This is a genomic window from Variovorax sp. Soil_C_19 (assembly GCF_057657255.1).
The window spans coordinates 307871-333086 of the sequence record NZ_JBDGIV010000005.1; the positions used below are offsets into that span (position 1 = coordinate 307871).

Below are 25216 nucleotides of genomic sequence, written 5' to 3' on the forward strand. Positions count from 1 at the left end.
GTTCAGGTCCAGCCGGCGTCGACCACGAAATCCTGCGCGGTGCACATGCGCGAGTCGTCGGCAGCCAGGAACAGCGCCATGGCGGCGATGTCCTCGGCCATCAGGCGCCCCGGCAGGCATTGCGCGGCCTCGATCTTGGCGCCGGACTCGGGCTTGACCCAGAGCTTGAGCTGCCGCTCGGTCATCACCCAGCCCGGCACGATCGTGTTGACGCGGACGCCGTCCTTGCCGAGGTCGCGTGCGAGCGAGCGCGTGAGGCCGCGCGCGGCGGCCTTGCAGGCCTGGTACACCGGATAGCCGGGGTCTTTGATCATCCAGCTGATCGAACCGAAGTTGACGATCGAGCCGCCGCCGAGTGCGCGCATGTCGTCGGCCACCGCCTGTGCGGCAAAGAACTGGTGCTTGAAGTTGACGGCCACGAGACGGTCGAAATCGGCGTCGGTCACGTCGGCCATGTCGTGCCGGCGGTCGTTGGCCGCGTTGTTGAGCAGCACGCCGACGGGGCCGAACTGGGTGCGCACGGAAGCGATGGCGGCGGCGAGCGCGGCGGTGTCGGTCACGTCGCAGGCCACGAAGCGCGCCGGGTGCTCACCGCGCAGCTGGTTGGCGAGCACGTCGCCAGCGGCGGCGTCGATGTCGCAGAAGCCGACCTTCGCGCCCTGTGCGTGGAAGGCCCGCACCAGCGTTTCGCCGATGCCGCTCGCGCCGCCCGAAATGAATACGGTGCGCCCCGCCAGCGAGGGGTAGCGGGCGGTGTACGTGGTGGAGGAGGGAGTGGTTGCGCCTTGGGTCATGGCACCAGCGTAGCGGATGCGGCTGCCCAAGTGAATCGGTGCGTGCCTACACCCCGCGCGCCCGGTCGGCCTTGAAGCGCGCGCGGAATTCGCCGAACGTGCCCGCCTCGAGCGCTTCGCGCACCTCGCGCATGAGGTTCAGGTAGTAGTGCAGGTTGTGGATGGTCGTGAGCATCGGCCCGAGCATTTCGCCGCAGCGGTCGAGGTGGTGCAGGTAGGCGCGGCTGAAGCCCTCGCGCCCGCCGTCGTTCCAGCTCACGCCCGAGGCGCCCGCGCACGCATGGCAGCTGCAGCTCGGGTCGATCGGCTGCGGATCGCTCTTGTGGCGCGCATTGCGCATCTTCAGGTCGCCGAAGCGCGTGAAGAGCGTGCCGTTGCGCGCATTGCGCGTGGGCATCACGCAGTCGAACATGTCCACGCCGTCGGCCACGCCCTGCACCAGGTCCTCGGGCGTGCCCACGCCCATGAGGTAGCGCGGCTTGTCCGCGGGCAGCCGGTGCGGCGTGTGGCCCATGATGTGCAGCATCTCTTCCTTGGGCTCGCCCACGCTCACGCCGCCGATCGCGTAGCCCGGGAAGTCCATCTCGACCAGCGCCGCGAGCGACTCTTCGCGCAGGTTCTCGAACATGCCGCCCTGCACGATGCCGAACAGCGCGTTCGGGTTCTCGAGCCGCGCGAACTCGTGCTGGCAGCGCTTGGCCCAGCGCAGGCTCAGTTCCATCGAGATGCGCGCTTCGGCCTCGGTCGTGATGTGGCCCTGGGTGTCGTAGGGCGTGCACTCGTCGAACTGCATCACGATGTCGCTGTTGAGGATGGTCTGGATCTGCATCGAGACCTCGGGCGTGAGGAACAGCTTGTCGCCGTTGACCGGCGAGGCGAACTTCACGCCCTCCTCGCTGATCTTGCGCATCGCACCCAGCGACCAGACCTGGAAGCCGCCCGAGTCGGTGAGGATGGGCTTGCTCCATTTCTCGAAGCCGTGCAGCCCGCCGAAGCGCGCCATCACGTCGAGGCCCGGGCGCATCCAGAGGTGGAAGGTGTTGCCCAGGATGATCTGCGCGCCCATTTCCTCGAGGCTGCGCGGCATCACGCCCTTGACGGTGCCGTAGGTGCCCACGGGCATGAAGATCGGGGTCTGCACCACGCCGTGGTTGAGCGTGAGCGTGCCGCGCCGCGCGTGGCTTGCGGGGTCGGTCTTGAGGAGTTCGAAGGAGAGCATCAGGGCTTCGGAAAATATTTGACGCCAGGCAGGCCGTCGAAGTGCGCGTCTTGGGTCCAAAGTGCGGCGCCGCGCGCCAGCGCCGTGGCATAGATCAAGCTGTCTGCGAATGGCAAGCCGTTGTCGGCTGCCGAAAGGCACAAAGCCGCATCAAGCTCCACCACTTCACCCTGCTGCATGTAAGCCGCGGCACGCGATGCGATCGATGCGTCGCGAATGCGGCGCAGGGTCTTGTAGACCTCATACAGGATGACGACTGGGACGATCAGCAGGCTGGGCTCTGCTGCCGCGGATTGGTAAAGCTTGGCGCGGTCGGTGGAGCCGAAGACTTCGAGCCAGCACGATGAATCCAGGATCAGGGGCCCGAGGGGCGCTTTGGCGGGGGCGCGCGCCATCAGAAGCGCTCGGGGTCGTCGATGACCTCCGTCGGGATTCCACGCAATTCGGCCTGCAGTTCCTGCAACGTGGGAACGGGAATCAGTTCAATGGCCTTGCCGTGTCGCACCACGCTGAACCGTGCACCGGGTTCGATGGCCATCTGCTCGCGAATGGCTTGGGGAATCACTACCTGGAATTTGGACGAAACTGTGACGGTCGGCATATCGATCTCCATTTGGTAAGCGCAATTATATCGATCGTCAATTCGGGGTGTTTGCCCGTGCCAGCAGCATGGCATCGCCATAGCTGAAGAACCGGTAGCGCTCGGCGATCGCATGCGCATAGAGCGCCATCACGCGCTCGTAGCCCGCCAAGGCCGAGACCAGCATCATCAGCGTGCTCTTGGGCAGGTGGAAGTTGGTGACCAGCAGGTCGACGTGCGCGAACGCGAAGCCCGGCGTGATGAAGATGCGCGTGTCGCCGCTGGCCTCGCCGCTTCGGGCCCACGATTCGAGCGTGCGCACGGTGGTGGTGCCGGCCGCGACCACGCGGCCGCCGCGCGCCTTGCACTCGGCGATGGCGCGCTGGGTGGCCTCGGGCACCTCGTAGCGCTCGGCATGCATCTGGTGCTCGGCGATGTTCTCGGTCTTCACGGGCTGGAAGGTGCCGGCGCCGACGTGCAGCGTGACGCTGGCGCGCTGCACGCCGCGGGCCTCGAGCGCGGCCAGCAGGGCCTCGTCGAAATGCAGCGCCGCCGTGGGGGCGGCCACCGCGCCGGGCACGCGTGCGAACACGGTCTGGTAGCGGCGCTCGTCCTCGGCCGAATCGGTGTGGGTGATGTAGGGCGGCAACGGCACGTGGCCGCAGCGCTCCATCAGCATGTAGGGGTTCTCGCCCGCGTCGCTCTCGAACGCGAAGCGGAAGAGGGCGCCGTCCTCCTCGGGCCAGCGGCCGAGCAGCGTGGCGCGAAAGCCCCCGGCCATCTGCAGCATGGTGCCGACGGGGGGCTTCTTGCTGACCTTCATGTGGGCGACCACCTCATTTCCCTGCAGCACGCGCTCCACGAGCAGTTCGAGCTTGCCACCCGTGGGCTTTTCGCCGAAGAGGCGCGCCTTGACGACGCGGGTGTCGTTGAAGACCAGCAGGTCGCCCGCGCGCAGCAGCGAAGGCAGGTCGCGGAAGATGCGGTCGGCCGGCGTGGGGCCGGTGCCGTCGAGCAGGCGCGAGGCGGTGCGCTCGGGCGCGGGATGCTGGGCCACCAGATCGGGCGGCAGGTCGAAGTCGAAATCGGAGAGCGTGAAGTCGCGCATGGTGCTTGAGGGTCGGACGGACCCGTGCCAAGTGGCGGAAAGAAGGGAAACGGGAAAGCGGATGGCCGGAGCCGGGCAGAATTGTCCCATGCCCGCGTCCGCGAAATCCGCCCCGTCCCGAAAGCCCCCGGCCACCGCTGCGGGTGCCGCGGCCGGTGTGGCGGCGCCGCCGCCAGCCGGCCCGCCGGGCAGCGGCCTGAGCCAGGTCCAGCGCGCGCTGCGCAAGCTCGGCCTGGTGCGCGACATCGACTTCGCGCTCTACCTGCCGATGCGCTACGAGGACGAGACGCGCATCGTGCGGCTGGCCGACACGCGCGACGGCGACCTGGCGCAGGTCGAGGGCGTGGTGACCGAATGCGAGGTGGTGTACCGGCCGCGCCGCCAGCTCATCGCCACCATCGACGACGGCAGCGACACCTGCCAGCTGCGCTTCTTCAATTTTTATCCCTCGCAGCAGAAGCAGCTCGCGGTCGACGCCCGCGTGCGGGTGCGCGGCGAGATGCGCGGCGGCTTCGTGGGGCGGCAGATGATGCATCCGACGGTCAAGGCCGCGGGCACCTCGCTGCCCGAGGCGCTGACACCGGTCTATTCGACGGTGGCCGGGCTGCCCCAGCCGGTGCTGCGCCGCGAGGTGCGCTCGGGCCTTGCGCGTGCGGTGCTCGACGAGACCATTCCGGTGCAGATCGGGCTGCGCGGCGCCTGGGACCTGCGCAGCGCGCTCAACTTCCTGCACTACCCGACGCCCGACGTGGCCATGGCCACGCTCGAGGACCACAGCCATCCGGCATGGCAGCGCATCAAGGCCGAGGAACTGCTCGCGCAGCAGCTTTCGCAGATGCAGGCACGGCGCGAGCGGGCGGCGCAGCGCGCACCGGTGCTCGACGCGGCGGCCGCGCCCGCGGGCGGCAAGGGCTCGCTGCACGACGAACTGCTGGGCGTACTGCCGTTCGGCCTCACGGGGGCGCAGGGGCGCGTCGGCGAGGAGATCACGCGCGACCTCGAGCGCGAGGTGCCGATGCACCGGCTGCTGCAAGGCGACGTCGGCTCGGGCAAGACGGTGGTCGCCGCGCTCGCGGCGGCGCGCTGCATCGACGCGGGCTTCCAGTGCGCGCTCATGGCGCCCACCGAGATCCTCGCGGCCCAGCATTTCGGCAAGCTGGTCGGCTGGCTCGATCCGCTGTTGGCCGAGCGCGGGCTGCGCGTGGCCTGGCTCACCGGCAGCCAGAAGAAGAAGGAGCGCGATGCGATGGCCGCCGCGGTCGAGAGCGGCGAGGCCGCGCTCGTGATCGGCACGCACGCCGTCATCTCCGAGAAGGTGCGCTTCCACAACCTCGCGCTCGCCATCATCGACGAGCAGCACCGCTTCGGCGTGGCGCAACGCCTGGCCCTGCGGGGCAAGGCGCGCAACGGGCGTGAACCCCACCTGCTGATGATGAGCGCCACGCCGATCCCGCGCACGCTCGCCATGAGCTACTACGCCGACCTCGACGTCTCCACGCTCGACGAACTGCCGCCGGGCCGCACGCCCGTCGTCACCAAGCTGGTGGCCGAGCACCGGCGCGACGAGGTGGTGGCGCGCATCCAGGCGCAGATCAAGCAGGGGCGGCAGGTGTACTGGGTGTGCCCGCTGATCGAGGAGAGCGAGGCGGTCGACCTGCGCAACGCGACCGCCACGCGCGACGAACTGGCCGACCTGCTCGGGCCGCAGGTCAACGTGGGCCTGCTGCATTCGCGCATGCCCACGGCCGAGAAGCAGGCGGTGATGGCGGCCTTCACCGCCAACCAGATACATGTGCTCGTAAGCACGACCGTGATCGAGGTCGGCGTGGACGTGCCGAATGCCTCGCTGATGGTGATCGAGCATGCCGAGCGCTTCGGCCTCTCGCAGCTGCACCAGCTGCGCGGCCGGGTCGGGCGCGGTGCGGCGGCCTCGGCCTGCGTGCTGCTCTACGCGCCGGGCGACAGCGGCCGGGTCGGCGAGGCGGCGCGCGCGCGGCTCAAGGCGATGGCAGAGACCGGCGACGGCTTCGAGATCGCACGCCGCGACCTCGAGATCCGCGGGCCCGGCGAGTTCCTCGGGGCGCGCCAGTCGGGTGCGCCGCTGCTGCGCTTCGCGGACCTCACGACCGACACGCTGCTGCTCGACTGGGCGCGCGAACTCGCACCGCGCATGCTCGACGAACATCCCGAACTCGCCCGGCGGCATGTGGACCGCTGGCTCGGCACCAAGGCCGAGTATCTGAAGGCTTGAGCTCGCCGCCCCTCCGGTCGCGCGTCAGCTCGGCCGCCGCGTCGGCGCGAGCGGGCAGCCCCCGCACTTCACAGGCCGCGCGAACCTCGCTACATTCGATGGCCGCTGACGCGCTCTGCGCCGGGCGCGCGCTTCCGGCACCGCCTGCAGTCCGATCCTCGGGGTCGCCCGCACTTCGACCAGCCGCCGATTCAAACCCAGCGTCCCTGCGCCATGCCGATGTATGCCGCAGGCGCCCCGTTCCTCTTCGAATCAAGGCTCACCATGATTGAAATCGATGTTGCCCATGCGCGGCAGTTCGCCCAGGCTTCGCCCGAGGTGCGTGCATGAAGACGCCCCAAAGACTTCGGGGCCTGGTCGACGAAGGCCTGATCGACAGCGTCGTTCGCCAGCTCATGAGCGGCAAGGAAGCGATGGTCTACGTCGTGCGCTGCGGCGAGGAGACGCGCTGCGCGAAGGTCTACAAGGAAGCCGACAAGCGCAGCTTCCGCCAAGCGGTCGACTACACCGAGAACCGGCGCGTGAAGAACTCGCGCGAGGCGCGCGCCATGGCCAAGGGCACGCGCTTCGGCCGCCAGGTCAGCGAGGCCAACTGGCAAAGCGCCGAGGTCGATGCGCTTTACCGCCTTGCCGCGGCCGGCGTGCGGGTGCCCACGCCGCACAACTTTCTCGACGGCGTGCTGCTGATGGACCTGGTGACCGATGCCGCCGGCGACGCCGCCCCGCGCCTGAACGACGTGGCCTTCTCGCCCGAAGACGCACTGCGGCACCACGCGAGCCTGCTCAAGGAAGTGATGCGCATGCTCAGTGCCGGCGTGGTGCACGGCGACCTGTCGGAGTTCAACGTGCTGCTGGCGGCAGACGGCCCGGTGATCATCGACCTGCCGCAGGCGGTGGATGCGGCGGGCAACAACCACGCCAAGCGCATGCTGCTGCGCGACGTCGAGAACCTGCGCAACTTCTTCGGCCAGTTCGCACCCGCGCTGCTGCACACGCACTACGGCGATGAGATCTGGCAGCTCTACGAGCGCGGGCTGCTGCGGCCCGAGACTGAATTGACGGGGTTGTTCGAGCGCGACGACCGCCCAGTCGATGTGGGCGCCGTGCTGCGCGAGGTGGACGATGCGCGCGCGGAGGAGGCGGCGCGGCTGCTGCGGATGCAGGCGCCGCGGCCATAGCGCACCTCACGACGGGAATTGCGACCTTCGGCAAGGCGATTCCATTGCTGGTGAACGCCCGTCACGCCCCTTGCGCATAATTGACGCAAGCTATGACTCTGACCGAACTCAAATACATCGTTGCGGTGGCCCGGGAGCGGCACTTCGGCAAGGCCGCCGAAGCCTGCTACGTCTCGCAGCCGACCCTCTCCGTGGCCATCAAGAAGCTCGAGGACGAACTCGAGGTCAAGCTCTTCGAGCGCAGTGCCGGCGAAGTCACCGTCACGCCGCTCGGCGAGCAGATCGTGCAGCAGGCGCAGAGCGTGCTCGACCAGGCCGCGAGCATCAAGGAGATCGCCAAGCGCGGGAAAGACCCGCTGGCCGGCCCGCTGAACCTGGGCGTGATCTACACCATCGGCCCCTACCTGCTGCCCGACCTGGTGCGCCAGGTGATCGCACGCACGCCGCAGATGCCGCTGGTGCTGCAGGAGAACTTCACCGCCAAGCTGCTCGAGATGCTGCGCGCCGGCGAGATCGACTGCGCGATCATGGCCGAGCCCTTTCCCGACACCGGCCTGGCGATGGCGCCGCTCTACGACGAGCCCTTCATGGCGGCGCTTCCGGCGAAGCACAAGTTCGCCGACCGCGAGGCCATCACCTCCGAGGAACTGCAGAACGAGACCATGCTGCTGCTCGGCACCGGCCACTGCTTTCGCGACCACGTGCTCGAGGTCTGCCCCGAGTTCGCGCGCTTCTCGAGCAATGCCGAAGGCATCCGCAAGAGCTTCGAGGGTTCGTCGCTCGAGACCATCAAGCACATGGTGGCCTCGGGCATGGGCGTGACGCTGGTGCCGCGCCTGTCGGTGCCGGCCGAGGCGCTCAAGCCCAAGGCGAGGGGGCGCAAGGACAGCGAGCAGATGGTGCGCTACCTGCCGGTGCGCGACGCGAACGATCGTGATCCGCCGACCCGGCGCGTGGTGCTGGCCTGGCGGCGCACCTTCACGCGCTACGAGGCGATCGCCGCGCTGCGCAATGCCATCTATGCCTGCGAGCTGCCGGGCGTCAAGCGGCTGTCATAGGAAGTGCGCAGAACGCGAACTTTGCCTACGCCGGCACCGTTCGAATTCGTTGATCGCTGGGATAGAGTGACGCTGTTGCGAAGCTGCGCGCCGGCTTTCACAATCACGAGTCCCCTCAAAGCCTGAAGAAAGAGATTCACGCCATGGCAAAAACCCCCAAGAAAACACCGTCATCCTCCTCGTCGGGCAAGGTGCCCAAGAAGGGCGACGCCTCCGTGGCCCAGGAGTCCGGCAGCCGCAATGCGCCGATCATCAACATCGGCATCGAGCGCCAGGACCGCGCGGCCATCGCCGAGGGCCTGAGCCGCGTGCTCGCCGACACCTACACGCTCTACCTGACCACGCACAACTTCCACTGGAACGTGACCGGTCCGCACTTCAATTCGCTGCACGCCATGTTCATGACGCAGTACACCGAGCTGTGGGGCTCAACCGACGTGATCGCCGAGCGCATCCGCGCGCTGGGCCACTACGCGCCCGGCTCGTATGCCGAGTTCAGCAAGATCGCCACCGTGCCCGACGTGCCGCAGCAGCCGCCCAAGGCGATGGAGATGGTGCGCATCCTCGTGAAGGGCCACGAGACCGTGTCGCGCATCGCGCGCGAGTTCATCCCCGTGGCCGAAGAGGCCGGCGACGACCCGACGGCCGACATGCTCACCGCGCGCTGCACGGTGCACGACCAGACCGCCTGGATGCTGCGTTCGCTGCTCGAAGATTGACGACCCGGCCTGCACCCCACGGCCTCACGCCCGCGCCGCGCCGCGGGCGTTTTGCCGTGTACCTCGACCTGATCCGCTGGAACCGGCCCGCGGGCTGGCTGCTCCTGCTGTGGCCCACGCTCGGCGCGCTGTGGTTTGCCGCCGACGGCTGGCCCGGCTGGCACCTGCTCGCGGTGTTCGTGCTCGGCACCGTCCTGATGCGCAGCGCGGGCTGCTGCGTCAACGATGTGGCCGACCGCGATTTCGACCGCCATGTGAAACGCACCGCAGCGCGCCCCGTGACGAGCGGCGCGGTCTCGGTGCGCGAGGCGCTGGCCGTCGGCGCGGTGCTCGCGCTCGGCGCCTTCGCGCTGGTGCTCACGACCAACCGGCTCACTGTGTACGCATCGTTCGCGGCGCTTGCGGTCACGCTGATCTATCCGTATGCCAAGCGCTTCGTGTCGATCCCGCAGGCGGTGCTCGGCATCGCGTTCAGCTTCGGCATTCCGATGGCCTTCGCCGCGGTGCAGGCCTCGGTGCCGGCTTTTGCCTGGTGGCTGCTCGCGGGCAACCTGTTCTGGGTGCTGGCCTACGACACCGAGTACGCGATGGTCGACCGCGACGACGACCTCAAGATCGGCATGAAGACCTCGGCCATCACCTTCGGCCGCTTCGACGTCGCGGCGGTGATGGCGAGCTACGCCGTCTTCCTGGCTATCTGGGCCTGGGCCGGCGCCAGCCGCTCGCTGGGCGTGGCGTTCTTCGCAGGCATCGCCGTTGCCGCGGGGCAGGCGCTGTGGCATTGGCAACTCATCCGCGGGCGCACGCGCGACGGCTGCTTCAAGGCCTTCCGGCTCAACCACTGGCTGGGCTTCGCCGTGTTCGCGGGCATCGTGGCCGGCTATGCCCTCGGCTGAAACGGCCCCCATGCTTGAGCGTCTCCTTCAGAAGGTCGGCCGGGAAGGGAGTTCCGAATGGCATGCCATCAGCCAGGACATGGTCGACCGGTACGCGGCGCTGTCGGGCGACGGCGAAGGCGAGTGGATCCACCTCGATCCCGAGCGCGCGGCGCGCGAGGCCGGCTACGGCGGCACGATCGTGCCGGGCTTCTTCCAGGTCTCGCACCTGATCCGGCTGACCGCCGAAGCCATGCGCACGCTGCTGCCCTTCGACGCGAACCATGCGCTGAACTACGGTTTCGACCGCCTGCGCTTCGTCCGGCCGATGCCGGTCGGCGCGCGCTTTCGGGCGCGGGTGCGCATTCTCGGCGCGACGCCCAAGGGCGACGACGGATTCCTGCTGAAGGAAGAGGTGCTGCTCGAGCTCGAGGATGGCACCGTCACGCTCGCGGCCGAGTGGCTGTTCTTTCTCGGGCCGGGCGCGCTGCCGGCGTGACCGGGCTCAGCTGCGCCCGAACTCCTCGCCGAGCTCGATGGCCCGCTGCTGCGCGGCCCGGATCGCGGTCTTGAATTGCGACTTGACGTCGGCGCCCTCCAGCGACGTGAGGGCCGCGTAGGTCGTGCCGCCCTTGGACGTCACGCGCTCCCGCAGCACCGAGGGCGGTTCGGTTGCGCTGTGCGCCAGCGCCGAGGCGCCAGTGAACGTGCCGATGGCCAGGCGCTGCGCCTGCTCGGGCGAGAGGCCCATTTCGACGCCGGCCTCGGTCATCGCCTCGATGAAATAAAAGACGTAGGCCGGCCCCGACCCCGACATGGCGGTGACCGCATCGAGCGCCGGTTCGGCGTCGACCCAGAGCAGCTCGCCCGTGGGCGCCAGCAGCTGGTCGACCAGTGCGCGGTCGTCCGCACTGACGCCCGCGCGCGCGTAGAGGCCGGTCATCCCCTGGCCGACCAGCGCCGGGGTGTTGGGCATGGCGCGCACCACGCGCTCGGTGCCGAGCCAGCGCGCGATGCTCCCCGACGGAATGCCGGCCGCCACGCTCAGGTGCAGCGCGTTCCCGGCGAAGGGCCGCACCGGCCCCGCGGCATCGGCGAAAGCCTGCGGCTTCACGGCCCAGACCACCACGGCGCAGCGCGCCAGGGCTTCGCCGGCCTCGGCCTGGGCCGCGATGCCAAACGACTGCGCGAGCTTCGTGCGCGCGGCTTCGAAGGGCTCGACCACCTCGAATGCGCCGGGCGACATGCCTTGCTGCACCAGGCCGCCGATGATGGCGCTGGCCATGTTGCCGCCGCCGATGACGGCGATCGGGGGAAGGGATGCTGGTTCGAGGCGCGAGAGGAAGGGGGCGGCGATGGTCATGGTCGATCTGAAGTGGCGAATGTGCCGCAAGGCGGGTTGTCTTCGGCGGATGGAAATTGTCGTCGCACCGGCCGCTTCTGCATCTGTTTGCCAGCGGACCGACAGGCGGCGAAGACGTCTGCAAGTGCACGCTTCTTCCTTTCGCCTTAAAATCTCGGGTCTTCTTGCCTTTCGAGCCCGTGGAATGCGCAAAGACGCGCAGCAAACGGGGGGCAAAAGAAAAGTCCGCACAGAAGGCAGTTGACATGCCTCGTTGTGCGTGCCACAATCGTGGGCTTCGCTTCAAAAAGGCGAAGCTTTCAGCCCAAAGCGGAAATGCCTCGAGTGGTTCGAGGTGTGGACGACGGGCCCAAGACTGACCGAAGTGCATCCCTTTTGGATGTGCAACGGTACAAGTTGGGAACTACTAGCAATGATCCAAACTGAATCCCGGCTCGAAGTGGCCGACAACACGGGCGCGAAATCCGTCCTGTGTATCAAGGTGCTCGGTGGCTCCAAGCGGCGTTATGCCAGCGTGGGCGACGTCATCAAGGTCAGCATCAAGGAAGCCGCTCCGCGTGGTCGCGTCAAGAAGGGCGAGATCTACAGTGCAGTGGTGGTCCGTACCGCCAAGGGCATCCGTCGCGCCGACGGTTCGCTCGTCAAGTTCGACGGCAATGCCGCCGTGCTGCTCAATGCCAAGCTGGAGCCGATCGGCACCCGCATCTTCGGACCGGTGACGCGCGAACTGCGCACCGAGAAGTTCATGAAGATCGTGTCGCTGGCACCCGAAGTTCTCTAAGGACACAACGCCATGAACAAGATTCGCAAAGGCGACCAGGTCATCGTGTTGGCCGGGCGCGACAAGGGCAAGCGTGGCACCGTCACGCTGCGCAAGGACGATTCGCACGTGATCGTCGAAGGCGTGAACATCGTCAAGAAGCACGCCAAGCCGAACCCCCTCAAGGGTACGACCGGCGGCATCGTCGAGAAGACCATGCCCATCCATCAATCCAATGTGGCGATCTTCAATGCCGCGACCGGCAAGGCCGACCGCGTGGGCATCAAGGTCACCCAGGGTGCCGACGGCAAACGCGTGGCTGTTCGCGTCTTCAAGTCGAGCGGCGACGAAATCAAGTTCGCCTAAGAGGTACTCACATGGCACGTCTCCAACAACACTATCGCGAGAAAGTCGCGAAAGACCTGACCGAGAAGTTCGGCTACAAGTCGCCGATGCAGGTCCCTCGCCTCACCAAGATCACCCTGAACATGGGTGTCGGTGAAGCTGTCGCCGACAAGAAGGTCCTCGACAACGCCGTTGCCGACCTGACCAAGATCGCCGGCCAGAAGCCCGTGGTCACCAAGTCGAAGAAGGCCATCGCCGGTTTCAAGATTCGCGAGAACCAGCCGATCGGCTGCATGGTCACGCTGCGTGGCGTGCAGATGTACGAGTTCCTGGATCGTTTCGTGACCATCGCGCTGCCGCGTGTTCGCGACTTCCGCGGTATCTCGGGTCGTGCCTTCGATGGCCGTGGCAACTACAACATCGGCGTCAAGGAACAGATCATTTTCCCTGAGATCGAATACGACAAGGTCGATGCCCTGCGCGGTCTCAACATCAGCATCACGACGACGGCCAAGACTGACGAAGAAGCCAAGGCGCTTCTCGCTGGTTTCCGTTTTCCGTTCAAGAACTGAGGCGCACCGTGGCTAAACAATCCCTGATCCAACGCGAACTCAAGCGCGACAAGCTGGTCGCCAAGTACGCTGCGAAGCACGCGGAACTGAAGGCAATTTCCAACGACGTGAAGAAGAGCGACGAAGAGCGCGCTGCTGCCCGCCTGGGCCTGCAAAAGCTCCCGCGCAACGCGAATCCCACGCGTCAGCGCAACCGCTGCGAAATCACCGGTCGCCCGCGTGGCACCTTCCGTCAATTCGGTCTGGCCCGCGCCAAGATCCGCGAACTGGCTTTCAACGGCGACATCCCCGGTGTCACCAAGGCCAGCTGGTAAGCCAGGCAGGAGCAAACAACATGAGCATGAGTGATCCCATTGCCGACCTGCTGACGCGTATCCGCAACGCGCAGATGGTGGCGAAGCCCACTGTGTCGGTCCCGTCTTCCAAGGTGAAGATCGCGATCTCGCAGGTCCTGAAGGACGAAGGCTACATCGACGGTTTCCAGGTCAAGACCGAAGACGGCAAGACCGAGCTTGTCATCACCCTGAAGTACTACGCTGGCCGTCCGGTCATCGAGCGCATCGAGCGCGTGAGCCGTCCCGGCCTGCGCGTCTACAAGGCCAGTGCTTCCATTCCGCAAGTCCAGAACGGCCTGGGCGTCGCGATCGTCACGACCCCCCAGGGTGTGATGACCGACCGCAAGGCGCGCGCTACCGGTGTCGGTGGCGAAGTGCTGTGCTACGTCGCCTAACCGAGACATCGAGGAGTCACTGAAATGTCCCGAGTAGGAAAAATGCCGGTCACCATCCCCGCAGGCGTGGATGTGTCGATCAAGGAAGACCAGATCAGCGTCAAGGGTACGGGCGGCACGCTCAACCTGGCGCGCAATGCCCTGGTTAAGGTCGTCAGCAATGACGGCAAGCTGAGCTTCGAGCCGGCCGACGAATCGCGTGAAGCCAACGCGATGAGCGGCACGATTCGCCAGCTGGTGAACAACATGGTGGTTGGCGTGACCAAGGGCTTCGAGAAGAAGCTCAACCTGGTCGGCGTCGGCTTCAAGGCTGCAGCGTCCAACAACAAGTTGAACCTGCAAGTCGGCTATTCGCACCCGGTCAACATCGACATGCCGCAAGGCATCACGGTGGCCACTGCGACCCCGACCGAAATCGTGATCAAGGGTGCTGACCGTCAGCGCGTTGGTCAAATCGCCGCTGAGATCCGCGCTGTTCGTCCGCCTGAGCCCTACAAGGGCAAGGGTATCCGTTATTCGGACGAGAAGATCGTGATCAAAGAGACCAAGAAGAAGTAAGGGGCAGCAAAATGATGTTGACCAAAAAAGCACAGCGCCTTCGCCGCTCGCGCCAGACCCGCATCCGCATCGCGACGCAAGGTGTGGCCCGTCTGACGGTGAACCGTACCAACCTGCACATCTATGCCACCGTCATTTCCGACGACGGCACCAAGGTGATTGCCACCGCATCGACGGCCGAAGCCGAAGTGCGCGCTGCAATCGGCGGTTCGGGCAAGGGCGGCAATGCCGCCGCTGCAACGGCGATCGGCAAGCGCATCGCTGAAAAGGCGAAGGCTGCCGGCGTCGAGAAGGTCGCCTTCGATCGCGCTGGTTTCGCGTACCACGGCCGCGTCAAGGCGCTGGCCGACGCTGCCCGCGAAGCCGGCCTGCAGTTCTAAACGGACACGAGATTCAAAATGGCAAAGATTCAAGCAAGAACGCAGAACGAAGGCCCTGAAGACGGTTTGCGCGAGAAGATGATCGCGATCAACCGCGTCACCAAGGTGGTGAAGGGCGGTCGTATCCTCGGTTTCGCAGCACTCACCGTCGTGGGCGACGGCGATGGCCGCGTCGGCATGGGCAAGGGCAAGTCCAAGGAAGTGCCCGCTGCAGTGCAGAAGGCGATGGAAGAAGCCCGTCGCAACCTGGCCAAGATCTCGATCAAGAACGGCACGCTGCATCACCGCGTGACGGGCCATTGGGGCGCTGCCTCGGTGGTCATGATCCCGGCCCCCAAGGGTACCGGCATCATCGCCGGCGGCCCGATGCGCGCCGTGTTCGAAGTCATGGGCATCACCGACATCGTGGCCAAGAGCCATGGTTCGTCGAACCCCTACAACATGGTTCGTGCCACGCTCGACGGGTTGAAGAACTCGACGACCGCGTCCGCAGTGGCTGCCAAGCGCGGCCTGACCGTCGAAGAAATCTTCGCCTGAGCGCAAGCTCTCGCAAGGCTGAAGGAAGCATTCAAATGACGACGCAACAACAAACCCTCAAGGTGCAATTGGTCAAGAGCCCGATTGGCACCAAGGAATCGCATCGCGCGACGGTGCGCGGCCTCGGCCTGCGCAAGCTCAACAGCGTGAGCGAGCTGCAGGACACCCCGGCGGTGCGCGGCATGATCAACAAGATCAGTTATCTGGTCAAAGTTCTGTAAGAGAGACTGATATGGAACTCAATGGCATCAAGCCGGCAGCCGGCGCCAAGCACGCCAAGCGCCGTGTCGGTCGCGGTATCGGCTCCGGTATCGGCAAGACCGCAGGCCGCGGTCACAAGGGTCAGAAGTCGCGCGCAGGCGGTTTCCACAAGGTCGGCTTCGAAGGCGGTCAAATGCCGCTGCAGCGCCGTCTGCCGAAGCGCGGTTTCAAGTCGCACCTGCTGAAGTTCAACGCCGAAGTCACGCTGACTGCCCTCGAGCAGCTCGGCCTGGCCGAAGTCGACGTCCTGGCGCTCAAGCAAGCCGGCCTCGTGGGCCAGCTCGCCAAGGTCGTCAAGATCATTAAGACCGGTGAACTCACCAAGGCCGTCAAGCTGACGGGCGTGGGTGCGACCGCTGGTGCCAAGGCTGCTATCGAAGCAGCCGGCGGCAGCGTCGCCTGATCACACTGGACTGAAAGAAGTTCTTCGTGGCAACTAACGCGGCAACGATCGCAAAGACAGGCAAGTTCGGTGACCTGCGTCGCCGGCTCGTCTTCTTGCTGCTCGCGCTCGTGGTCTATCGGATCGGCGCGCACATTCCTGTGCCGGGCATCAACCCGGACCAGCTGGCAGCGTTGTTCCAAGGCCAGCAGGGCGGCATCCTGAGCCTGTTCAACATGTTCTCGGGCGGGGCGCTGTCGCGCTTCACCGTGTTCGCGTTGGGGATCATGCCGTACATCTCGGCGTCGATCATCATGCAGTTGATGACCTACGTGGTTCCTACCTTCGAGCAATTGAAGAAGGAAGGCGAGGCTGGCCGCCGCAAGATCACGCAGTACACGCGCTACGGTGCACTCGCCCTGGCGGTGTTCCAGTCGTTCAGTATCGCGGTGGCGCTCGAGTCGTCGGCCGGCCTGGTGATCTCGCCCGGTTTTGGCTTCCGCATCACTGCCATGGTGAGCCTGACGGCGGGTTCGATGTTCCTGATGTGGCTCGGCGAGCAGATCACCGAGCGTGGGCTGGGCAACGGCATCTCGATCCTGATCTTCGCGGGCATTGCAGCTGGTCTGCCGTCTGCCATCGGCGGACTGCTGGAACTGGTGCGCACCGGTGCCATGCATGTGATCGTCGCGCTCCTCATCGTCGCGGTGGTGGCCCTGGTGACCTACTTCGTGGTGTTCGTCGAACGCGGCCAGCGCAAAATCCTCGTGAACTATGCGCGGCGCCAGGTGGGCAACAAGGTGTATGGCGGCCAATCGTCGCACTTGCCCCTGAAGCTCAACATGGCCGGCGTGATTCCGCCGATCTTCGCGTCGTCGATCATCCTGCTGCCGGCCACGGTGGTGGGCTGGTTCAGCACCGGCGAAGGTGGTTTCAGCTGGATCAAGGACATTGCGAGCGCACTGCGCCCGGGCGAACCGATCTACGTGCTGCTGTACGCTGCTGCGATCGTTTTCTTCTGCTTCTTCTACACGGCACTCGTGTTCAACAGCAAGGAAACGGCCGACAACCTGAAGAAGAGCGGTGCGTTCATTCCGGGCATTCGCCCGGGTGACCAGACGGCGCGGTACATCGACAAGATCCTGGTTCGCCTGACGCTGGCCGGTGCGGTGTACATCACCTTCGTCTGCCTGCTGCCCGAGTTCCTGATCCTGAAGTACAACGTTCCGTTCTACTTCGGCGGTACCTCCCTGTTGATCATCGTGGTCGTCACGATGGACTTCATGGCTCAGGTGCAGAACTACATGATGTCCCAGCAGTACGAGTCGCTGCTGAAGAAGGCCAATTTCAAGACTTCGTAAGGCACAGGGCACTGGGCCCGCCGGGTTGAACAGAGTTTTAGGAGAATGAAATGAGAGTTTCGGCTTCGGTCAAAACCATTTGCCGTAATTGCAAGATCATCCGCCGCAAGGGTGTGGTGCGCGTGATCTGTACCGACCCGCGCCACAAGCAGCGCCAGGGTTGATTGAAAGAGTATTAGAGGACGCACATGGCACGTATTGCTGGCATCAACATTCCGCCGCACAAGCACGCTGAAATCGGCCTGACGGCCATCTTCGGCATCGGTCGCACCCGCGCCCGTCAGATCTGCGAAGCGAGCGGCATCGAATATTCGAAGAAGATCAAGGACCTGACCGACGCCGATCTCGAGAAGATCCGCGATCAGATCGCCTTGTTCACCATCGAAGGCGATCTGCGTCGCGAGACGACGATGAACATCAAACGCTTGATGGACATCGGCTGCTATCGCGGCTTCCGTCACCGTCGCGGCCTGCCGATGCGCGGTCAGCGCACGCGCACCAATGCCCGCACCCGGAAGGGTCCGCGCAAGGCTGCGCAGTCCCTGAAGAAATAAGGATAGACCAGCATGGCTAAAGCACCTGCAAACAACGCCGCACAGCGCGTTCGCAAGAAGGTTCGCAAGAACGTCGCGGACGGTATCGCCCACGTGCATGCCTCGTTCAACAACACCATCATCACGATCACCGATCGCCAGGGCAACGCCCTGTCGTGGGCTTCGTCGGGTGGCCAGGGCTTCAAGGGCTCGCGCAAGTCGACCCCGTTCGCTGCGCAGGTGGCTTCCGAAGTGGCCGGCCGTGCTGCGGTCGAACAAGGCATCAAGAACCTCGACGTCGAGATCAAGGGCCCAGGCCCCGGTCGCGAATCGTCGGTGCGCGCACTGGCTGCGCTCGGCATCCGGATCAATTCCATTGCCGACGTGACGCCCGTTCCGCACAACGGCTGCCGTCCCCAGAAGCGTCGCCGCATCTGAGCGTCAGTCCGCAAGGCGCAGCCGGCTTTTGAGCGGCTGCGCATTTGTTTTTTTACTAAGCCCACCGCCATCCGCGCCCGCGCCGATGGCTCCCGCAGGCAACTGCGGCAGATGACACAAAGGAAAACTCGTGGCACGCTACCTCGGCCCCAAGGCCAAACTCTCTCGCCGTGAAGGCACCGACCTCTTCCTGAAGAGCGCCCGTCGCTCGATCCAGGACAAGGCCAAGTTCGACTCCAAGCCGGGCCAGCACGGCCGCACTTCGGGCCAGCGCACTTCCGACTACGGCCTGCAGCTGCGCGAGAAGCAGAAGGTCAAGCGCATGTACGGCGTGCTCGAGAAGCAGTTCCGCCGCTACTTCGAGGAAGCCGATCGTCGCCGTGGCAACACCGGCGCCAACCTGCTGTTCATCCTCGAATCGCGCCTGGACAACGTGGTCTACCGCATGGGCTTCGGCTCGACGCGCGCCGAAGCACGCCAGCTCGTGTCGCACAAGGCCATCACGGTGAACGGCCAGTCGGTCAACATTCCGTCGTACCTCGTGAAGACCGGCGACGTGATCGCCGTTCGCGACAAGTCGAAGAAGCAGACCCGCATCGCCGAAGCGCTCCAGCTGGCCCAGCAGGTCGGCATGCCGGCCTGGGTCGAAGTGAACGCCGACAAGGCCGAAGGTACCTTCAAGAAGGTGCCGGACCGTGACGAGTTCGCAGCAGACATTAACGAATCGCTGATCGTCGAACTGTATTCGCGTTAAACGCACGACAACGGGCCGCTTCGCGGCCCGCACTTGTATTTTTTGTTCCCATCGGGAGGCCCCTTCTCCCGACGGGTGCTTCACCAGCCTTACCGGTGTAACGAGCCGGGGGTATTGAGAGGAAGTCTGCATGCAAACCACCCTGCTGAAACCCAAGACCATTCAGGTCGAGCAACTTGCCGCCAACAAGGCCAAGGTCACGCTCGAACCTTTCGAGCGCGGCTACGGCCATACGCTCGGCAACGCGCTGCGCCGCGTTCTGCTGTCGTCGATGGTCGGTTATTCGGCCACCGAAGTCACGATCGCAGGCGTTCTGCATGAGTACTCGTCGATCGACGGCGTCCAGGAAGATGTCGTCAACATCCTGCTGAATCTCAAGGGCGTGGTGTTCAAGCTCCACAACCGCGACGAAGTCACGCTGAGCCTGCGCAAGGACGGCGAAGGCCCGGTGCTGGCCTCGGACATCCAGACCCCGCACGATGTCGAGATCATCAATCCCGACCACGTGATCGCGCACCTGTCGCAAGGCGGCAAGCTCGACATGCAGATCAAGGTCGAGAAGGGCCGCGGCTACGTGCCCGGCACGATGCGCCGCTATGCCGACGAGCCGACCAAGTCGATTGGCCGAATTGTGCTCGATGCTTCGTTCTCGCCCGTCAAGCGCGTGAGCTACACGGTCGAAAGCGCCCGTGTCGAACAGCGTACCGACCTCGACAAGCTGCTGGTCGAGATCGAGACCAACGGTGCGATCTCGGCCGAAGACGCGGTGCGCGCCTCGGCTAAAATCCTGGTCGAGCAACTCGCGGTGTTCGCACAGCTCGAAGGTGGCGAACTGGCCGCATTCGATGCGCCGGCACCGCGCAGCGCACAGCAGTTCGATCCGATCCTGCTGCGCCCTGTCGACGAGCTCGAGCTCACCGTGCGTTCGGCCAACTGCCTGAAGGCCGAGAACATCTACTACATCGGCGACCTGATCCAGCGTACCGAGAACGAGCTGCTCAAGACCCCGAACCTGGGTCGCAAGTCGCTCAACGAGATCAAGGAAGTGCTCGCCTCGCGCGGCCTGACCTTGGGCATGAAGCTCGAAAGCTGGCCGCCGGCCGGCCTCGACAAGCGTTGATTTTTTAGAGGCCCTCCCAAAGGGGCCAGTGCACCGGGCAGTACCTGATACGGCTGCCTGTTTTTATAAGTTAGGAAAAAGCACCATGCGTCACGGACACGGACTCCGCAAACTCAACCGCACCAGCTCGCACCGCCTCGCGATGCTGCAGAACATGATGAACTCGCTCATCGAGCACGAAGTCATCAAGACCACGGTCCCCAAGGCCAAGGAACTGCGCCGGGTCATCGAGCCGATGATCACGCTCGCCAAGAAGCCCACGCTCGCCAACAAGCGCCTGGCCTTCGACCGCCTGCGCAACCGCGACAGCGTCGTCAAGCTCTTCGGAGACCTTGGCCCGCGTTTCGCAGCGCGCCCGGGCGGCTACACCCGCATCCTGAAGATGGGTTTCCGCGTGGGCGACAATGCACCCATGGCGCTCGTCGAACTGGTCGACCGTCCTGAAATTAAAGAAGAAGCAGCTGAGCAAAGCGCTGCCGAATAAGGTATAATTCCATCTTGCCGCGCGATGGAGCAGCCTGGTAGCTCGTTGGGCTCATAACCCAAAGGTCGCAAGTTCAAATCTTGCTCGCGCAACCAATTTAAAAAACCCTTTGAGAAATCAAAGGGCTTTTTTTCTTTGCAGGGCAGAAGGCGCCGAATTGCGCTCCGATTTGTCCAACAACAAAGCCCTCGCAATGAGGGCTTTGTTGTTTCCGACGGGCGTGGGCCGGGCTCAGTCCGGAACGACGGCCGTGACCTCGATCTCGACCTTGGCCCGCCGTTCCACCAGCGCCGCCACCTGCACACAGGTCATTGCCGGGAAGTTGCGGCCCATCGCGTCGCGGTACACCGGCCCGAGTTCGGCGAGACGGCGGCTGTACTCGTCGCGGTCGGTCACGTACCAGGTCATGCGCACCATGTGCTCGGGACCGGCGCCGCCCGCGCGCAGCACCTCGGCGATGTTGCGCAGTGCCTGGCCGCACTGGTCGATGAAGTCGTCCGACTCGAACTGCTGCTGGCCGTTCCAGCCGATCTGCCCGCCGACGTACAGCGTCGTGCCGCGCGCGGCGATGCCGTTCGCGTAGCCCTTGGGAGGCAACCAGCCCTCGGGCTGAAGAAGTGTGTGGATCATGGTGTGGTGTTGTTCAGTTGTCTCAGTTTGAATCGCTGGAGCTTGCCGGTTTCGGTGCGCGGCAGTACAGCCACGAACGCGATCTCCCGCGGGTATTTGAATGGCGCGATGGTTGCCTTCACATGGTCCTGCAGCGCCTTGACGAGTACCGCATCGCCCACGTGGCCGGGCTTGAGCACGCAGAACGCCTTCACGATCATGCCGCGGTCGTCGTCGGGCTTGCCGACCACGCCGCACTCGGCCACGGCCGGGTGCTTGAGCAGGGCGTCTTCCACTTCAGGCCCGCCGACGTTGTAGCCGGCCGTGATGATCATGTCGTCGGCGCGCGCCTGGTAGAAGAAGTAGCCGTCGTCGTCCTGCACGAACGAGTCGCCGGGGTAGTTCCAGCCGTTCTTCACGTAGTCGGACTGCCGCGGGTCGTCGAGGTAGCGGCAGCCCACCGGCCCCTGCAGCGCAAGCTTGCCGACGGTGCCGCGCGGCACTTCGTTGCCGTCGTCGTCCACCACCTTGGCGGTGAAGCCGGGCACCACCTTGCCGACGGCGCCGCGGCGCACCTGGTCGCCTGCGGCGGAGATGTAGATGTGGAACACCTCGGTGCCGCCGATGCCGTCGAGCATCTCTATGCCGGTGGCCTCCTTCCAGAGCTGGCGTGTCGCGTCGGGCAGCGCCTCGCCGGCGCTCACGCAGATGCGCAGGCCCGGCGCGCCGTGTTGGCGCACGAAGGGCGCCATCTGGCGATAGAACGTGGGCGCGGTGTAGCAGATGGTCGCGCCGACCTCGTTGATCAGCTTCACGAGCCCTTCGGGCGTGAACGGCGCATCGGCAAAGTACACCGACGCGCCAGCCCACATCGGGAATACCAGCAGCCCGCCGAGCCCGAAGGTGAAAGCCAGCGGCGGCGAGCCGATCACGATGTCGTCGCTGCGCGCTTGCAGCACATGGCGCGGCCAGGTATTGCACATCGCGAGCACGTCGCGGTGCGTCGTTACCGGCGCTTTCGGCTTGCCCGTGGTGCCCGAGGTGAACGCCAGCAGCGCAATGTCGTCCGCCGCCGTGGGGCAGGCCGTGAACACGCCGCTCTTCTTGGCTGCACGCGCCGACAGCGAATCCGGCGCGTCGGGCTGGTTGAACGCGATCACCGACGCGAGCACCGGATGCTCGCGCTGAGCGAGCACCAGTTCGTCGAGCAGGCGCGCGTCGCACAGCGCAGCCACGGGCCGCGCCTTCTCGATGATCTCGCCCAGTTCCTTGGCGCGCAGCAGCGGCATGGTCGCGACCGCGATCAGGCCGGCCTTGACCACCGCCAGCCACGCGAGCGCCATGGCCACCGAATTGCCGCCGCGCAGCAGCACGCGGTTGCCGGGCACCAAACCCAGGTCGTCGGTGAGCACCTGCGCGATGCGGTTGACCTCGATGGCCGCCTGCGAATACGTCAGCACGCCCGCGGGCGAGCGCAGCATGGGCCGGTCGCCGAAGCCCTTGGCGGGCGCCTTGTCGAGCAGTTCTTCGACCAGGTTCAGCTGGTCGGGCAGCTGCAGCTCAGGCAGCTCGTAGCGAAAGACCGGCAACTGCCCGGCAGGCGGCAGGCGGTCATGAACGAAGCGGTCGACTTGGGCAGACACGGCATCACCCCCGCAGCACGGACTTGCCGATGATGAGTTGCTGGACCTCCGTCGCGCCTTCGTAGATGCGCAGCGAGCGGATGTCACGGTAGAGGCTTTCGATCTTCGTGCCCACCTTCACGCCGAGGCCGCCGTGCATCTGCAGCGCCATGTCTATCACGCGGCTCGCGTTTTCAGTGGCGCACATCTTGGCCATGGCCGCGGCGGCCGACACGTCGCCCACGGCCGGTGCGCCACGCTGCTCGGCGTCGTCGCGCATCCATGCCGCGCGGTAGGTCAGCAGTGCCGCACCGTCGATCAGCGCGGCCATCTCGCCGAGCTTGGCCTGCGTGAGCTGGAAGTCGGCGAGCGTCTGGCCGAACATGCGCCGGCCCTTGGCATGCGATACGGCTTCGGCGAGCGCGCGGCGCCCCATGCCGAGCGCAGCGCCCGCCACCGAGGCGCGAAAGATATCGAGCGTGCGCATCGCAAGCTTGAAGCCGCCATTGAGTTCACCCAACTGCGCACTGCGCGGCACGACGCAATCGTCGAAGCGCAGCGTGGCGAGCGGATGCGGCGCCATCACGTCGATGTGCGCCGACGTGTCCAGGCCCTTCGCCGTGGCATCGACGATGAACGCGGTGATGCCGCGCGTGCCCGCCGTCGGCTCGGTCTTCGCGAACACGCAATAGAAGTCGGCAATGCCGCCGTTGCTGATCCAGGTCTTCTCGCCGTGGAGGCGCCAGCCGTCCGCGGTAGCTTCGGCGCGCATTGCCATGGCAGCCACGTCGGAGCCCGCCTCGGGTTCGCTCAGCGCGAAGGCTGCGATCTTCTCGCCCTTGCCCACCGCGCCGAGGTACTGCGACTGCTGCTCGGGCGTGCCCGCGAGCGTGATCGCGCCGCTGCCCAGCCCCTGCATCGCGAACGCGAAGTCGGCCAGCGGCGAGTGGTAGCCGAGCGTCTCGCGCAGCAGCACGAGTGCACGCGAGTCGAGCCGGTCGAGCGCGCCGCCCGCGCTGCCGGGCACGGCATAGCGCAGCCAGCCGGCGTCGCCGAGGCGGCGCACCCATTCGCGACAGGCCGCGCGGTCGTCGCGCTCGTCGATCTCCTGTGCGGCGCACCAGGGCAGCAGGTCGCGTGCGAGCGCGCGATGGGCCTCGTCGAAGAAGGGCAGCGCGAGGTGCGTCGTCGAGGGCGGCGCGGGAATCTTGGTCATCATGGTTTCAGTCCCCACCGAACACCGGCTTCTGCTTGGCCGAGAAGGCCTCGTAGGCGCGCCGGAAGTCCTCGGTCTGCATGCAGATCGCCTGCGCCTGGGCCTCGGCCTCGATCGCCTGGTCGATCGTCATCGACCATTCCTGCGCGAGCATCGTCTTGGTCATGCCATGCGCGAAGGTCGGGCCTTCGGCAAGGTCGCGCGCCACCTTGGTGGCGGCCGCGAGCAGCGCATCGCTTTCGTGCAGCGCGTTGAAGAAGCCCCAGGCATGGCCCTCTTGCGCGGTCATCGCGCGGCCGGTGAACAGCAGCTCCGACGCGCGGCCCTGGCCGATCACGCGCGGCAGCAGCGCGCAGGCGCCCATGTCGGCACCCGCGAGGCCCACGCGCGTGAAGAGGAAGGCTGTGCGCGTGGCCGGCGAGCCGTAGCGCAGGTCGCAGGCCAGCGCGATCATCGCGCCGGCGCCGGCGCACACGCCGTCGATCGCGCCCACGATGGGTTGCGGGCAGGCGCGGATCGCCTTGACCAGGTCGCCCGTCATGCGCGTGAACTCGAGCAGCTCGGGCATGCGCATGCCGGTGAGCGGGCCGATGATCTCGTGCACGTCGCCGCCCGAGCAGAAGTTGCCGCCTGCGCCGGTGACCACGATCGCCTTCACGTCGGTGGCGTAGGCCAGCGCGCGGAACAGGTCGCGCAGTTCGGCGTACGAGTCGAAGGTCAGCGGGTTCTTGCGCTCGGGGCGGTTCAGCGTGACGGTGCCAACGCCGTTCTCGCAGTGCCAGGCGAAGTGCTTCGCGGTATAGGCCGCCTTGGCCTCGAATTGCGCGCGCATGGGATTGCCTGCGCCGATGTAGTGCTTCATTCGGTCTCCACCAATGGGTTCTGTGAGTGTTGCTTGACCTTGCCGAGCAGCTTGTGAAGCTGCGCGATCTCCTTGCCGCTGAGGCCCGCGAAGGCATCGACGATCCAGTCCTCGTGCTGTTCGGCCATCTCGTTGAAGAGCTTGCGTCCGCGCGGCGTGAGCCGCACGCGCCAGGCACGGCGGTCGCCCTCGACGTCGACGCGCTCCACCAGCCCTTCGGTCACGAGCTGGTCGGTGATGCCGGTGACGTTGCCGCCCGTCACCATCATGCGGCGCGAGAGCTCGTTCATCTTCAGGCCATCGGGCGCGCGCTCGAGCTGCGCCATCAGGTCGAAGCGCGGCAGCGTGGTCGCGAACTGCGCGCGCAGGCCGTTGCGCACCTGCTTCTCGACCAACTGGGTGCAGGTGAGAAGCCGCAGCCAGAGGCGCAGGGCCTCGGGGTGCTCGCTGTGGGCGCGTGCTTCGAGGTCCATGTCAGTGCCGCCCGGCCGCCCGTAGGCACTGACGCGCCCCCTCGGGGGGAAGCGATACGCGAAGCGATGAGCGT

The 25216-nt window shown here is 65.9% G+C and carries 34 protein-coding genes and 1 tRNA gene; 24 read left to right on the forward strand and 11 right to left on the reverse strand.

Annotation, left to right across the window (positions count from 1 at the left end; translation table 11 throughout):
• Positions 1 to 2: 2 nt before the first annotated feature.
• From AC3A6R_RS13660 to queA, 5 genes are read right to left on the reverse strand one after another with little or no spacing between them, the layout of a single operon-like run.
• A complete protein-coding gene (locus AC3A6R_RS13660; RefSeq protein ID WP_487864599.1) occupies positions 3 to 794 on the reverse strand; it encodes an SDR family NAD(P)-dependent oxidoreductase in 792 nt (263 codons plus the stop codon).
• Between the two features lie 46 nt (positions 795 to 840).
• The gene (gene tgt, locus AC3A6R_RS13665) at positions 841 to 2013 is read right to left on the reverse strand and encodes a tRNA guanosine(34) transglycosylase Tgt (protein ID WP_487864600.1); all 1173 of its coding nucleotides are present in this window, start codon (positions 2011 to 2013) and stop codon (positions 841 to 843) included.
• A complete protein-coding gene (locus tag AC3A6R_RS13670; RefSeq protein ID WP_487864601.1) occupies positions 2013 to 2408 on the reverse strand; it encodes a PIN domain-containing protein in 396 nt (131 codons plus the stop codon). Before AC3A6R_RS13670 ends, tgt begins: the two co-directional genes overlap by 1 nt.
• Positions 2408 to 2614, reverse strand: a complete 207-nt coding sequence (locus AC3A6R_RS13675; RefSeq protein WP_487864602.1) for an AbrB/MazE/SpoVT family DNA-binding domain-containing protein — start codon at positions 2612 to 2614, stop codon at positions 2408 to 2410. Before AC3A6R_RS13675 ends, AC3A6R_RS13670 begins: the two co-directional genes overlap by 1 nt.
• Before the next feature lie 37 nt (positions 2615 to 2651).
• On the reverse strand, positions 2652 to 3701 hold the full coding sequence (gene queA / locus AC3A6R_RS13680) for a tRNA preQ1(34) S-adenosylmethionine ribosyltransferase-isomerase QueA (RefSeq protein WP_487864603.1): 1050 nt from the start codon (positions 3699 to 3701) through the stop codon (positions 2652 to 2654).
• Positions 3702 to 3789: 88 nt separating this feature from the next.
• On the opposite strand from queA, the gene recG reads away from it, so the two are divergent.
• From recG to AC3A6R_RS13710, 6 genes are all read left to right on the forward strand, one after another.
• Positions 3790 to 5952, forward strand: a complete 2163-nt coding sequence (gene recG / locus AC3A6R_RS13685) for an ATP-dependent DNA helicase RecG (protein ID WP_487864604.1) — start codon at positions 3790 to 3792, stop codon at positions 5950 to 5952.
• A 326-nt stretch (positions 5953 to 6278) separates the two neighbouring features.
• Complete coding sequence (locus tag AC3A6R_RS13690) at positions 6279 to 7130, forward strand: PA4780 family RIO1-like protein kinase (protein ID WP_487864605.1); 852 nt, start codon at positions 6279 to 6281, stop codon at positions 7128 to 7130.
• Positions 7131 to 7222: 92 nt separating this feature from the next.
• Positions 7223 to 8188 carry a LysR substrate-binding domain-containing protein gene (locus AC3A6R_RS13695; protein ID WP_487860958.1) on the forward strand — a complete coding sequence of 322 codons (966 nt, stop codon included), beginning with the start codon at positions 7223 to 7225 and terminating at the stop codon, positions 8186 to 8188.
• 143 nt (positions 8189 to 8331) lie between these two features.
• The gene (locus AC3A6R_RS13700; RefSeq protein WP_487860959.1) at positions 8332 to 8907 is read left to right on the forward strand and encodes a Dps family protein; all 576 of its coding nucleotides are present in this window, start codon (positions 8332 to 8334) and stop codon (positions 8905 to 8907) included.
• Entirely contained in the window at positions 8904 to 9803 is a 900-nt protein-coding gene (gene ubiA, locus AC3A6R_RS13705) for a 4-hydroxybenzoate octaprenyltransferase (protein WP_487860960.1), read from the forward strand. Before AC3A6R_RS13700 ends, ubiA begins: the two co-directional genes overlap by 4 nt.
• Positions 9804 to 9813: 10 nt before the next feature.
• Positions 9814 to 10281: a MaoC/PaaZ C-terminal domain-containing protein gene (locus AC3A6R_RS13710; protein ID WP_487860961.1), complete on the forward strand. Its 468-nt coding sequence runs from the start codon at positions 9814 to 9816 to the stop codon at positions 10279 to 10281.
• 6 nt (positions 10282 to 10287) lie between these two features.
• On the opposite strand, the gene proC is transcribed toward AC3A6R_RS13710, so the two are convergent.
• A complete protein-coding gene (proC, locus tag AC3A6R_RS13715; RefSeq protein ID WP_487864606.1) occupies positions 10288 to 11145 on the reverse strand; it encodes a pyrroline-5-carboxylate reductase in 858 nt (285 codons plus the stop codon).
• A gap of 412 nt (positions 11146 to 11557) precedes the next feature.
• On the opposite strand from proC, the gene rplN reads away from it, so the two are divergent.
• The 18 genes from rplN to AC3A6R_RS13805 all read left to right on the forward strand — a co-directional run bounded on the left by rplN (position 11558) and on the right by AC3A6R_RS13805 (position 20455).
• Positions 11558 to 11926, forward strand: coding sequence for a 50S ribosomal protein L14 (rplN, locus tag AC3A6R_RS13720; protein WP_009124801.1), 369 nt, complete (start codon positions 11558 to 11560; stop codon positions 11924 to 11926).
• A gap of 12 nt (positions 11927 to 11938) precedes the next feature.
• Positions 11939 to 12271 carry a 50S ribosomal protein L24 gene (rplX, locus tag AC3A6R_RS13725; RefSeq protein WP_487860963.1) on the forward strand — a complete coding sequence of 111 codons (333 nt, stop codon included), beginning with the start codon at positions 11939 to 11941 and terminating at the stop codon, positions 12269 to 12271.
• Positions 12272 to 12282: 11 nt separating this feature from the next.
• Positions 12283 to 12822, forward strand: coding sequence for a 50S ribosomal protein L5 (rplE, locus tag AC3A6R_RS13730; RefSeq protein ID WP_487860964.1), 540 nt, complete (start codon positions 12283 to 12285; stop codon positions 12820 to 12822).
• Between the two features lie 8 nt (positions 12823 to 12830).
• Positions 12831 to 13136 carry a 30S ribosomal protein S14 gene (rpsN, locus tag AC3A6R_RS13735; protein WP_021012929.1) on the forward strand — a complete coding sequence of 102 codons (306 nt, stop codon included), beginning with the start codon at positions 12831 to 12833 and terminating at the stop codon, positions 13134 to 13136.
• 20 nt (positions 13137 to 13156) lie between these two features.
• Positions 13157 to 13552 carry a 30S ribosomal protein S8 gene (gene rpsH, locus AC3A6R_RS13740; protein ID WP_487860965.1) on the forward strand — a complete coding sequence of 132 codons (396 nt, stop codon included), beginning with the start codon at positions 13157 to 13159 and terminating at the stop codon, positions 13550 to 13552.
• 24 nt (positions 13553 to 13576) lie between these two features.
• A complete protein-coding gene (gene rplF, locus AC3A6R_RS13745) occupies positions 13577 to 14110 on the forward strand; it encodes a 50S ribosomal protein L6 (RefSeq protein ID WP_487860966.1) in 534 nt (177 codons plus the stop codon).
• Between the two features lie 14 nt (positions 14111 to 14124).
• On the forward strand, positions 14125 to 14490 hold the full coding sequence (gene rplR / locus AC3A6R_RS13750; protein ID WP_487861094.1) for a 50S ribosomal protein L18: 366 nt from the start codon (positions 14125 to 14127) through the stop codon (positions 14488 to 14490).
• 18 nt (positions 14491 to 14508) lie between these two features.
• Positions 14509 to 15027 (forward strand): 30S ribosomal protein S5, encoded by a 519-nt coding sequence (gene rpsE / locus AC3A6R_RS13755; protein WP_319428114.1) that lies wholly within the window; start codon positions 14509 to 14511, stop codon positions 15025 to 15027.
• A 35-nt stretch (positions 15028 to 15062) separates the two neighbouring features.
• A complete protein-coding gene (gene rpmD, locus AC3A6R_RS13760; protein WP_009124818.1) occupies positions 15063 to 15248 on the forward strand; it encodes a 50S ribosomal protein L30 in 186 nt (61 codons plus the stop codon).
• 11 nt (positions 15249 to 15259) lie between these two features.
• Entirely contained in the window at positions 15260 to 15691 is a 432-nt protein-coding gene (gene rplO / locus AC3A6R_RS13765; RefSeq protein WP_487860967.1) for a 50S ribosomal protein L15, read from the forward strand.
• A gap of 26 nt (positions 15692 to 15717) precedes the next feature.
• On the forward strand, positions 15718 to 17031 hold the full coding sequence (gene secY, locus AC3A6R_RS13770; protein ID WP_487860968.1) for a preprotein translocase subunit SecY: 1314 nt from the start codon (positions 15718 to 15720) through the stop codon (positions 17029 to 17031).
• 50 nt (positions 17032 to 17081) lie between these two features.
• Positions 17082 to 17195, forward strand: coding sequence for a 50S ribosomal protein L36 (rpmJ, locus tag AC3A6R_RS13775; protein ID WP_038201958.1), 114 nt, complete (start codon positions 17082 to 17084; stop codon positions 17193 to 17195).
• A gap of 24 nt (positions 17196 to 17219) precedes the next feature.
• Positions 17220 to 17585 (forward strand): 30S ribosomal protein S13, encoded by a 366-nt coding sequence (gene rpsM, locus AC3A6R_RS13780; RefSeq protein ID WP_013544105.1) that lies wholly within the window; start codon positions 17220 to 17222, stop codon positions 17583 to 17585.
• 12 nt (positions 17586 to 17597) lie between these two features.
• Positions 17598 to 18002, forward strand: coding sequence for a 30S ribosomal protein S11 (gene rpsK, locus AC3A6R_RS13785; protein WP_009124825.1), 405 nt, complete (start codon positions 17598 to 17600; stop codon positions 18000 to 18002).
• Between the two features lie 130 nt (positions 18003 to 18132).
• Positions 18133 to 18756, forward strand: a complete 624-nt coding sequence (gene rpsD, locus AC3A6R_RS13790) for a 30S ribosomal protein S4 (RefSeq protein ID WP_487860969.1) — start codon at positions 18133 to 18135, stop codon at positions 18754 to 18756.
• Between the two features lie 130 nt (positions 18757 to 18886).
• Positions 18887 to 19876: a DNA-directed RNA polymerase subunit alpha gene (locus AC3A6R_RS13795; RefSeq protein WP_056576973.1), complete on the forward strand. Its 990-nt coding sequence runs from the start codon at positions 18887 to 18889 to the stop codon at positions 19874 to 19876.
• An 85-nt stretch (positions 19877 to 19961) separates the two neighbouring features.
• Positions 19962 to 20360, forward strand: a complete 399-nt coding sequence (gene rplQ / locus AC3A6R_RS13800; RefSeq protein WP_487860970.1) for a 50S ribosomal protein L17 — start codon at positions 19962 to 19964, stop codon at positions 20358 to 20360.
• An 18-nt stretch (positions 20361 to 20378) separates the two neighbouring features.
• Positions 20379 to 20455 (forward strand) — tRNA-Met (locus AC3A6R_RS13805).
• Positions 20456 to 20591: 136 nt separating this feature from the next.
• Here AC3A6R_RS13805 and AC3A6R_RS13810 read toward each other — a convergent pair.
• Genes AC3A6R_RS13810 through AC3A6R_RS13830 form a run of 5 tightly spaced genes read right to left on the reverse strand, consistent with a single transcriptional unit; the run spans position 20592 to position 25142 of the window.
• Positions 20592 to 20990: a RidA family protein gene (locus AC3A6R_RS13810; RefSeq protein WP_487860971.1), complete on the reverse strand. Its 399-nt coding sequence runs from the start codon at positions 20988 to 20990 to the stop codon at positions 20592 to 20594.
• Positions 20987 to 22612 carry an AMP-binding protein gene (locus tag AC3A6R_RS13815; RefSeq protein ID WP_487860972.1) on the reverse strand — a complete coding sequence of 542 codons (1626 nt, stop codon included), beginning with the start codon at positions 22610 to 22612 and terminating at the stop codon, positions 20987 to 20989. The genes AC3A6R_RS13810 and AC3A6R_RS13815 overlap by 4 nt, the downstream gene beginning before the upstream one ends.
• Before the next feature lie 4 nt (positions 22613 to 22616).
• Positions 22617 to 23810, reverse strand: coding sequence for an acyl-CoA dehydrogenase family protein (locus tag AC3A6R_RS13820; RefSeq protein ID WP_487860973.1), 1194 nt, complete (start codon positions 23808 to 23810; stop codon positions 22617 to 22619).
• 4 nt (positions 23811 to 23814) lie between these two features.
• Complete coding sequence (locus AC3A6R_RS13825; RefSeq protein ID WP_487860974.1) at positions 23815 to 24669, reverse strand: enoyl-CoA hydratase family protein; 855 nt, start codon at positions 24667 to 24669, stop codon at positions 23815 to 23817.
• Positions 24666 to 25142: a MarR family winged helix-turn-helix transcriptional regulator gene (locus tag AC3A6R_RS13830; RefSeq protein ID WP_487860975.1), complete on the reverse strand. Its 477-nt coding sequence runs from the start codon at positions 25140 to 25142 to the stop codon at positions 24666 to 24668. Before AC3A6R_RS13830 ends, AC3A6R_RS13825 begins: the two co-directional genes overlap by 4 nt.
• Between the last annotated feature and the right edge of the window lie 74 nt (positions 25143 to 25216).

Coding starts and splice junctions, on each gene's coding strand:
- rpsM (WP_013544105.1), top strand. CDS start 17,220: ATGGCACGTATTGCTGGCATCAACATTCCGCCGCACAAGCACGCTGAA.
- recG (WP_487864604.1), top strand. CDS start 3,790: ATGCCCGCGTCCGCGAAATCCGCCCCGTCCCGAAAGCCCCCGGCCACC.
- AC3A6R_RS13670 (WP_487864601.1), bottom strand. CDS start 2,408: ATGGCGCGCGCCCCCGCCAAAGCGCCCCTCGGGCCCCTGATCCTGGAT.
- rplO (WP_487860967.1), top strand. CDS start 15,260: ATGGAACTCAATGGCATCAAGCCGGCAGCCGGCGCCAAGCACGCCAAG.
- AC3A6R_RS13690 (WP_487864605.1), top strand. CDS start 6,279: ATGAAGACGCCCCAAAGACTTCGGGGCCTGGTCGACGAAGGCCTGATC.
- rplE (WP_487860964.1), top strand. CDS start 12,283: ATGGCACGTCTCCAACAACACTATCGCGAGAAAGTCGCGAAAGACCTG.
- rpsE (WP_319428114.1), top strand. CDS start 14,509: ATGGCAAAGATTCAAGCAAGAACGCAGAACGAAGGCCCTGAAGACGGT.
- rpmJ (WP_038201958.1), top strand. CDS start 17,082: ATGAGAGTTTCGGCTTCGGTCAAAACCATTTGCCGTAATTGCAAGATC.
- AC3A6R_RS13830 (WP_487860975.1), bottom strand. CDS start 25,142: ATGGACCTCGAAGCACGCGCCCACAGCGAGCACCCCGAGGCCCTGCGC.
- rpmD (WP_009124818.1), top strand. CDS start 15,063: ATGACGACGCAACAACAAACCCTCAAGGTGCAATTGGTCAAGAGCCCG.
- rpsK (WP_009124825.1), top strand. CDS start 17,598: ATGGCTAAAGCACCTGCAAACAACGCCGCACAGCGCGTTCGCAAGAAG.
- AC3A6R_RS13710 (WP_487860961.1), top strand. CDS start 9,814: ATGCTTGAGCGTCTCCTTCAGAAGGTCGGCCGGGAAGGGAGTTCCGAA.
- AC3A6R_RS13660 (WP_487864599.1), bottom strand. CDS start 794: ATGACCCAAGGCGCAACCACTCCCTCCTCCACCACGTACACCGCCCGC.
- rplF (WP_487860966.1), top strand. CDS start 13,577: ATGTCCCGAGTAGGAAAAATGCCGGTCACCATCCCCGCAGGCGTGGAT.
- AC3A6R_RS13700 (WP_487860959.1), top strand. CDS start 8,332: ATGGCAAAAACCCCCAAGAAAACACCGTCATCCTCCTCGTCGGGCAAG.
- AC3A6R_RS13795 (WP_056576973.1), top strand. CDS start 18,887: ATGCAAACCACCCTGCTGAAACCCAAGACCATTCAGGTCGAGCAACTT.
- AC3A6R_RS13675 (WP_487864602.1), bottom strand. CDS start 2,614: ATGCCGACCGTCACAGTTTCGTCCAAATTCCAGGTAGTGATTCCCCAA.
- tgt (WP_487864600.1), bottom strand. CDS start 2,013: ATGCTCTCCTTCGAACTCCTCAAGACCGACCCCGCAAGCCACGCGCGG.
- rplR (WP_487861094.1), top strand. CDS start 14,125: ATGTTGACCAAAAAAGCACAGCGCCTTCGCCGCTCGCGCCAGACCCGC.
- rplQ (WP_487860970.1), top strand. CDS start 19,962: ATGCGTCACGGACACGGACTCCGCAAACTCAACCGCACCAGCTCGCAC.
- queA (WP_487864603.1), bottom strand. CDS start 3,701: ATGCGCGACTTCACGCTCTCCGATTTCGACTTCGACCTGCCGCCCGAT.
- rplX (WP_487860963.1), top strand. CDS start 11,939: ATGAACAAGATTCGCAAAGGCGACCAGGTCATCGTGTTGGCCGGGCGC.
- proC (WP_487864606.1), bottom strand. CDS start 11,145: ATGACCATCGCCGCCCCCTTCCTCTCGCGCCTCGAACCAGCATCCCTT.
- AC3A6R_RS13695 (WP_487860958.1), top strand. CDS start 7,223: ATGACTCTGACCGAACTCAAATACATCGTTGCGGTGGCCCGGGAGCGG.
- rpsH (WP_487860965.1), top strand. CDS start 13,157: ATGAGCATGAGTGATCCCATTGCCGACCTGCTGACGCGTATCCGCAAC.
- rplN (WP_009124801.1), top strand. CDS start 11,558: ATGATCCAAACTGAATCCCGGCTCGAAGTGGCCGACAACACGGGCGCG.
- AC3A6R_RS13810 (WP_487860971.1), bottom strand. CDS start 20,990: ATGATCCACACACTTCTTCAGCCCGAGGGCTGGTTGCCTCCCAAGGGC.
- AC3A6R_RS13820 (WP_487860973.1), bottom strand. CDS start 23,810: ATGATGACCAAGATTCCCGCGCCGCCCTCGACGACGCACCTCGCGCTG.
- AC3A6R_RS13825 (WP_487860974.1), bottom strand. CDS start 24,669: ATGAAGCACTACATCGGCGCAGGCAATCCCATGCGCGCGCAATTCGAG.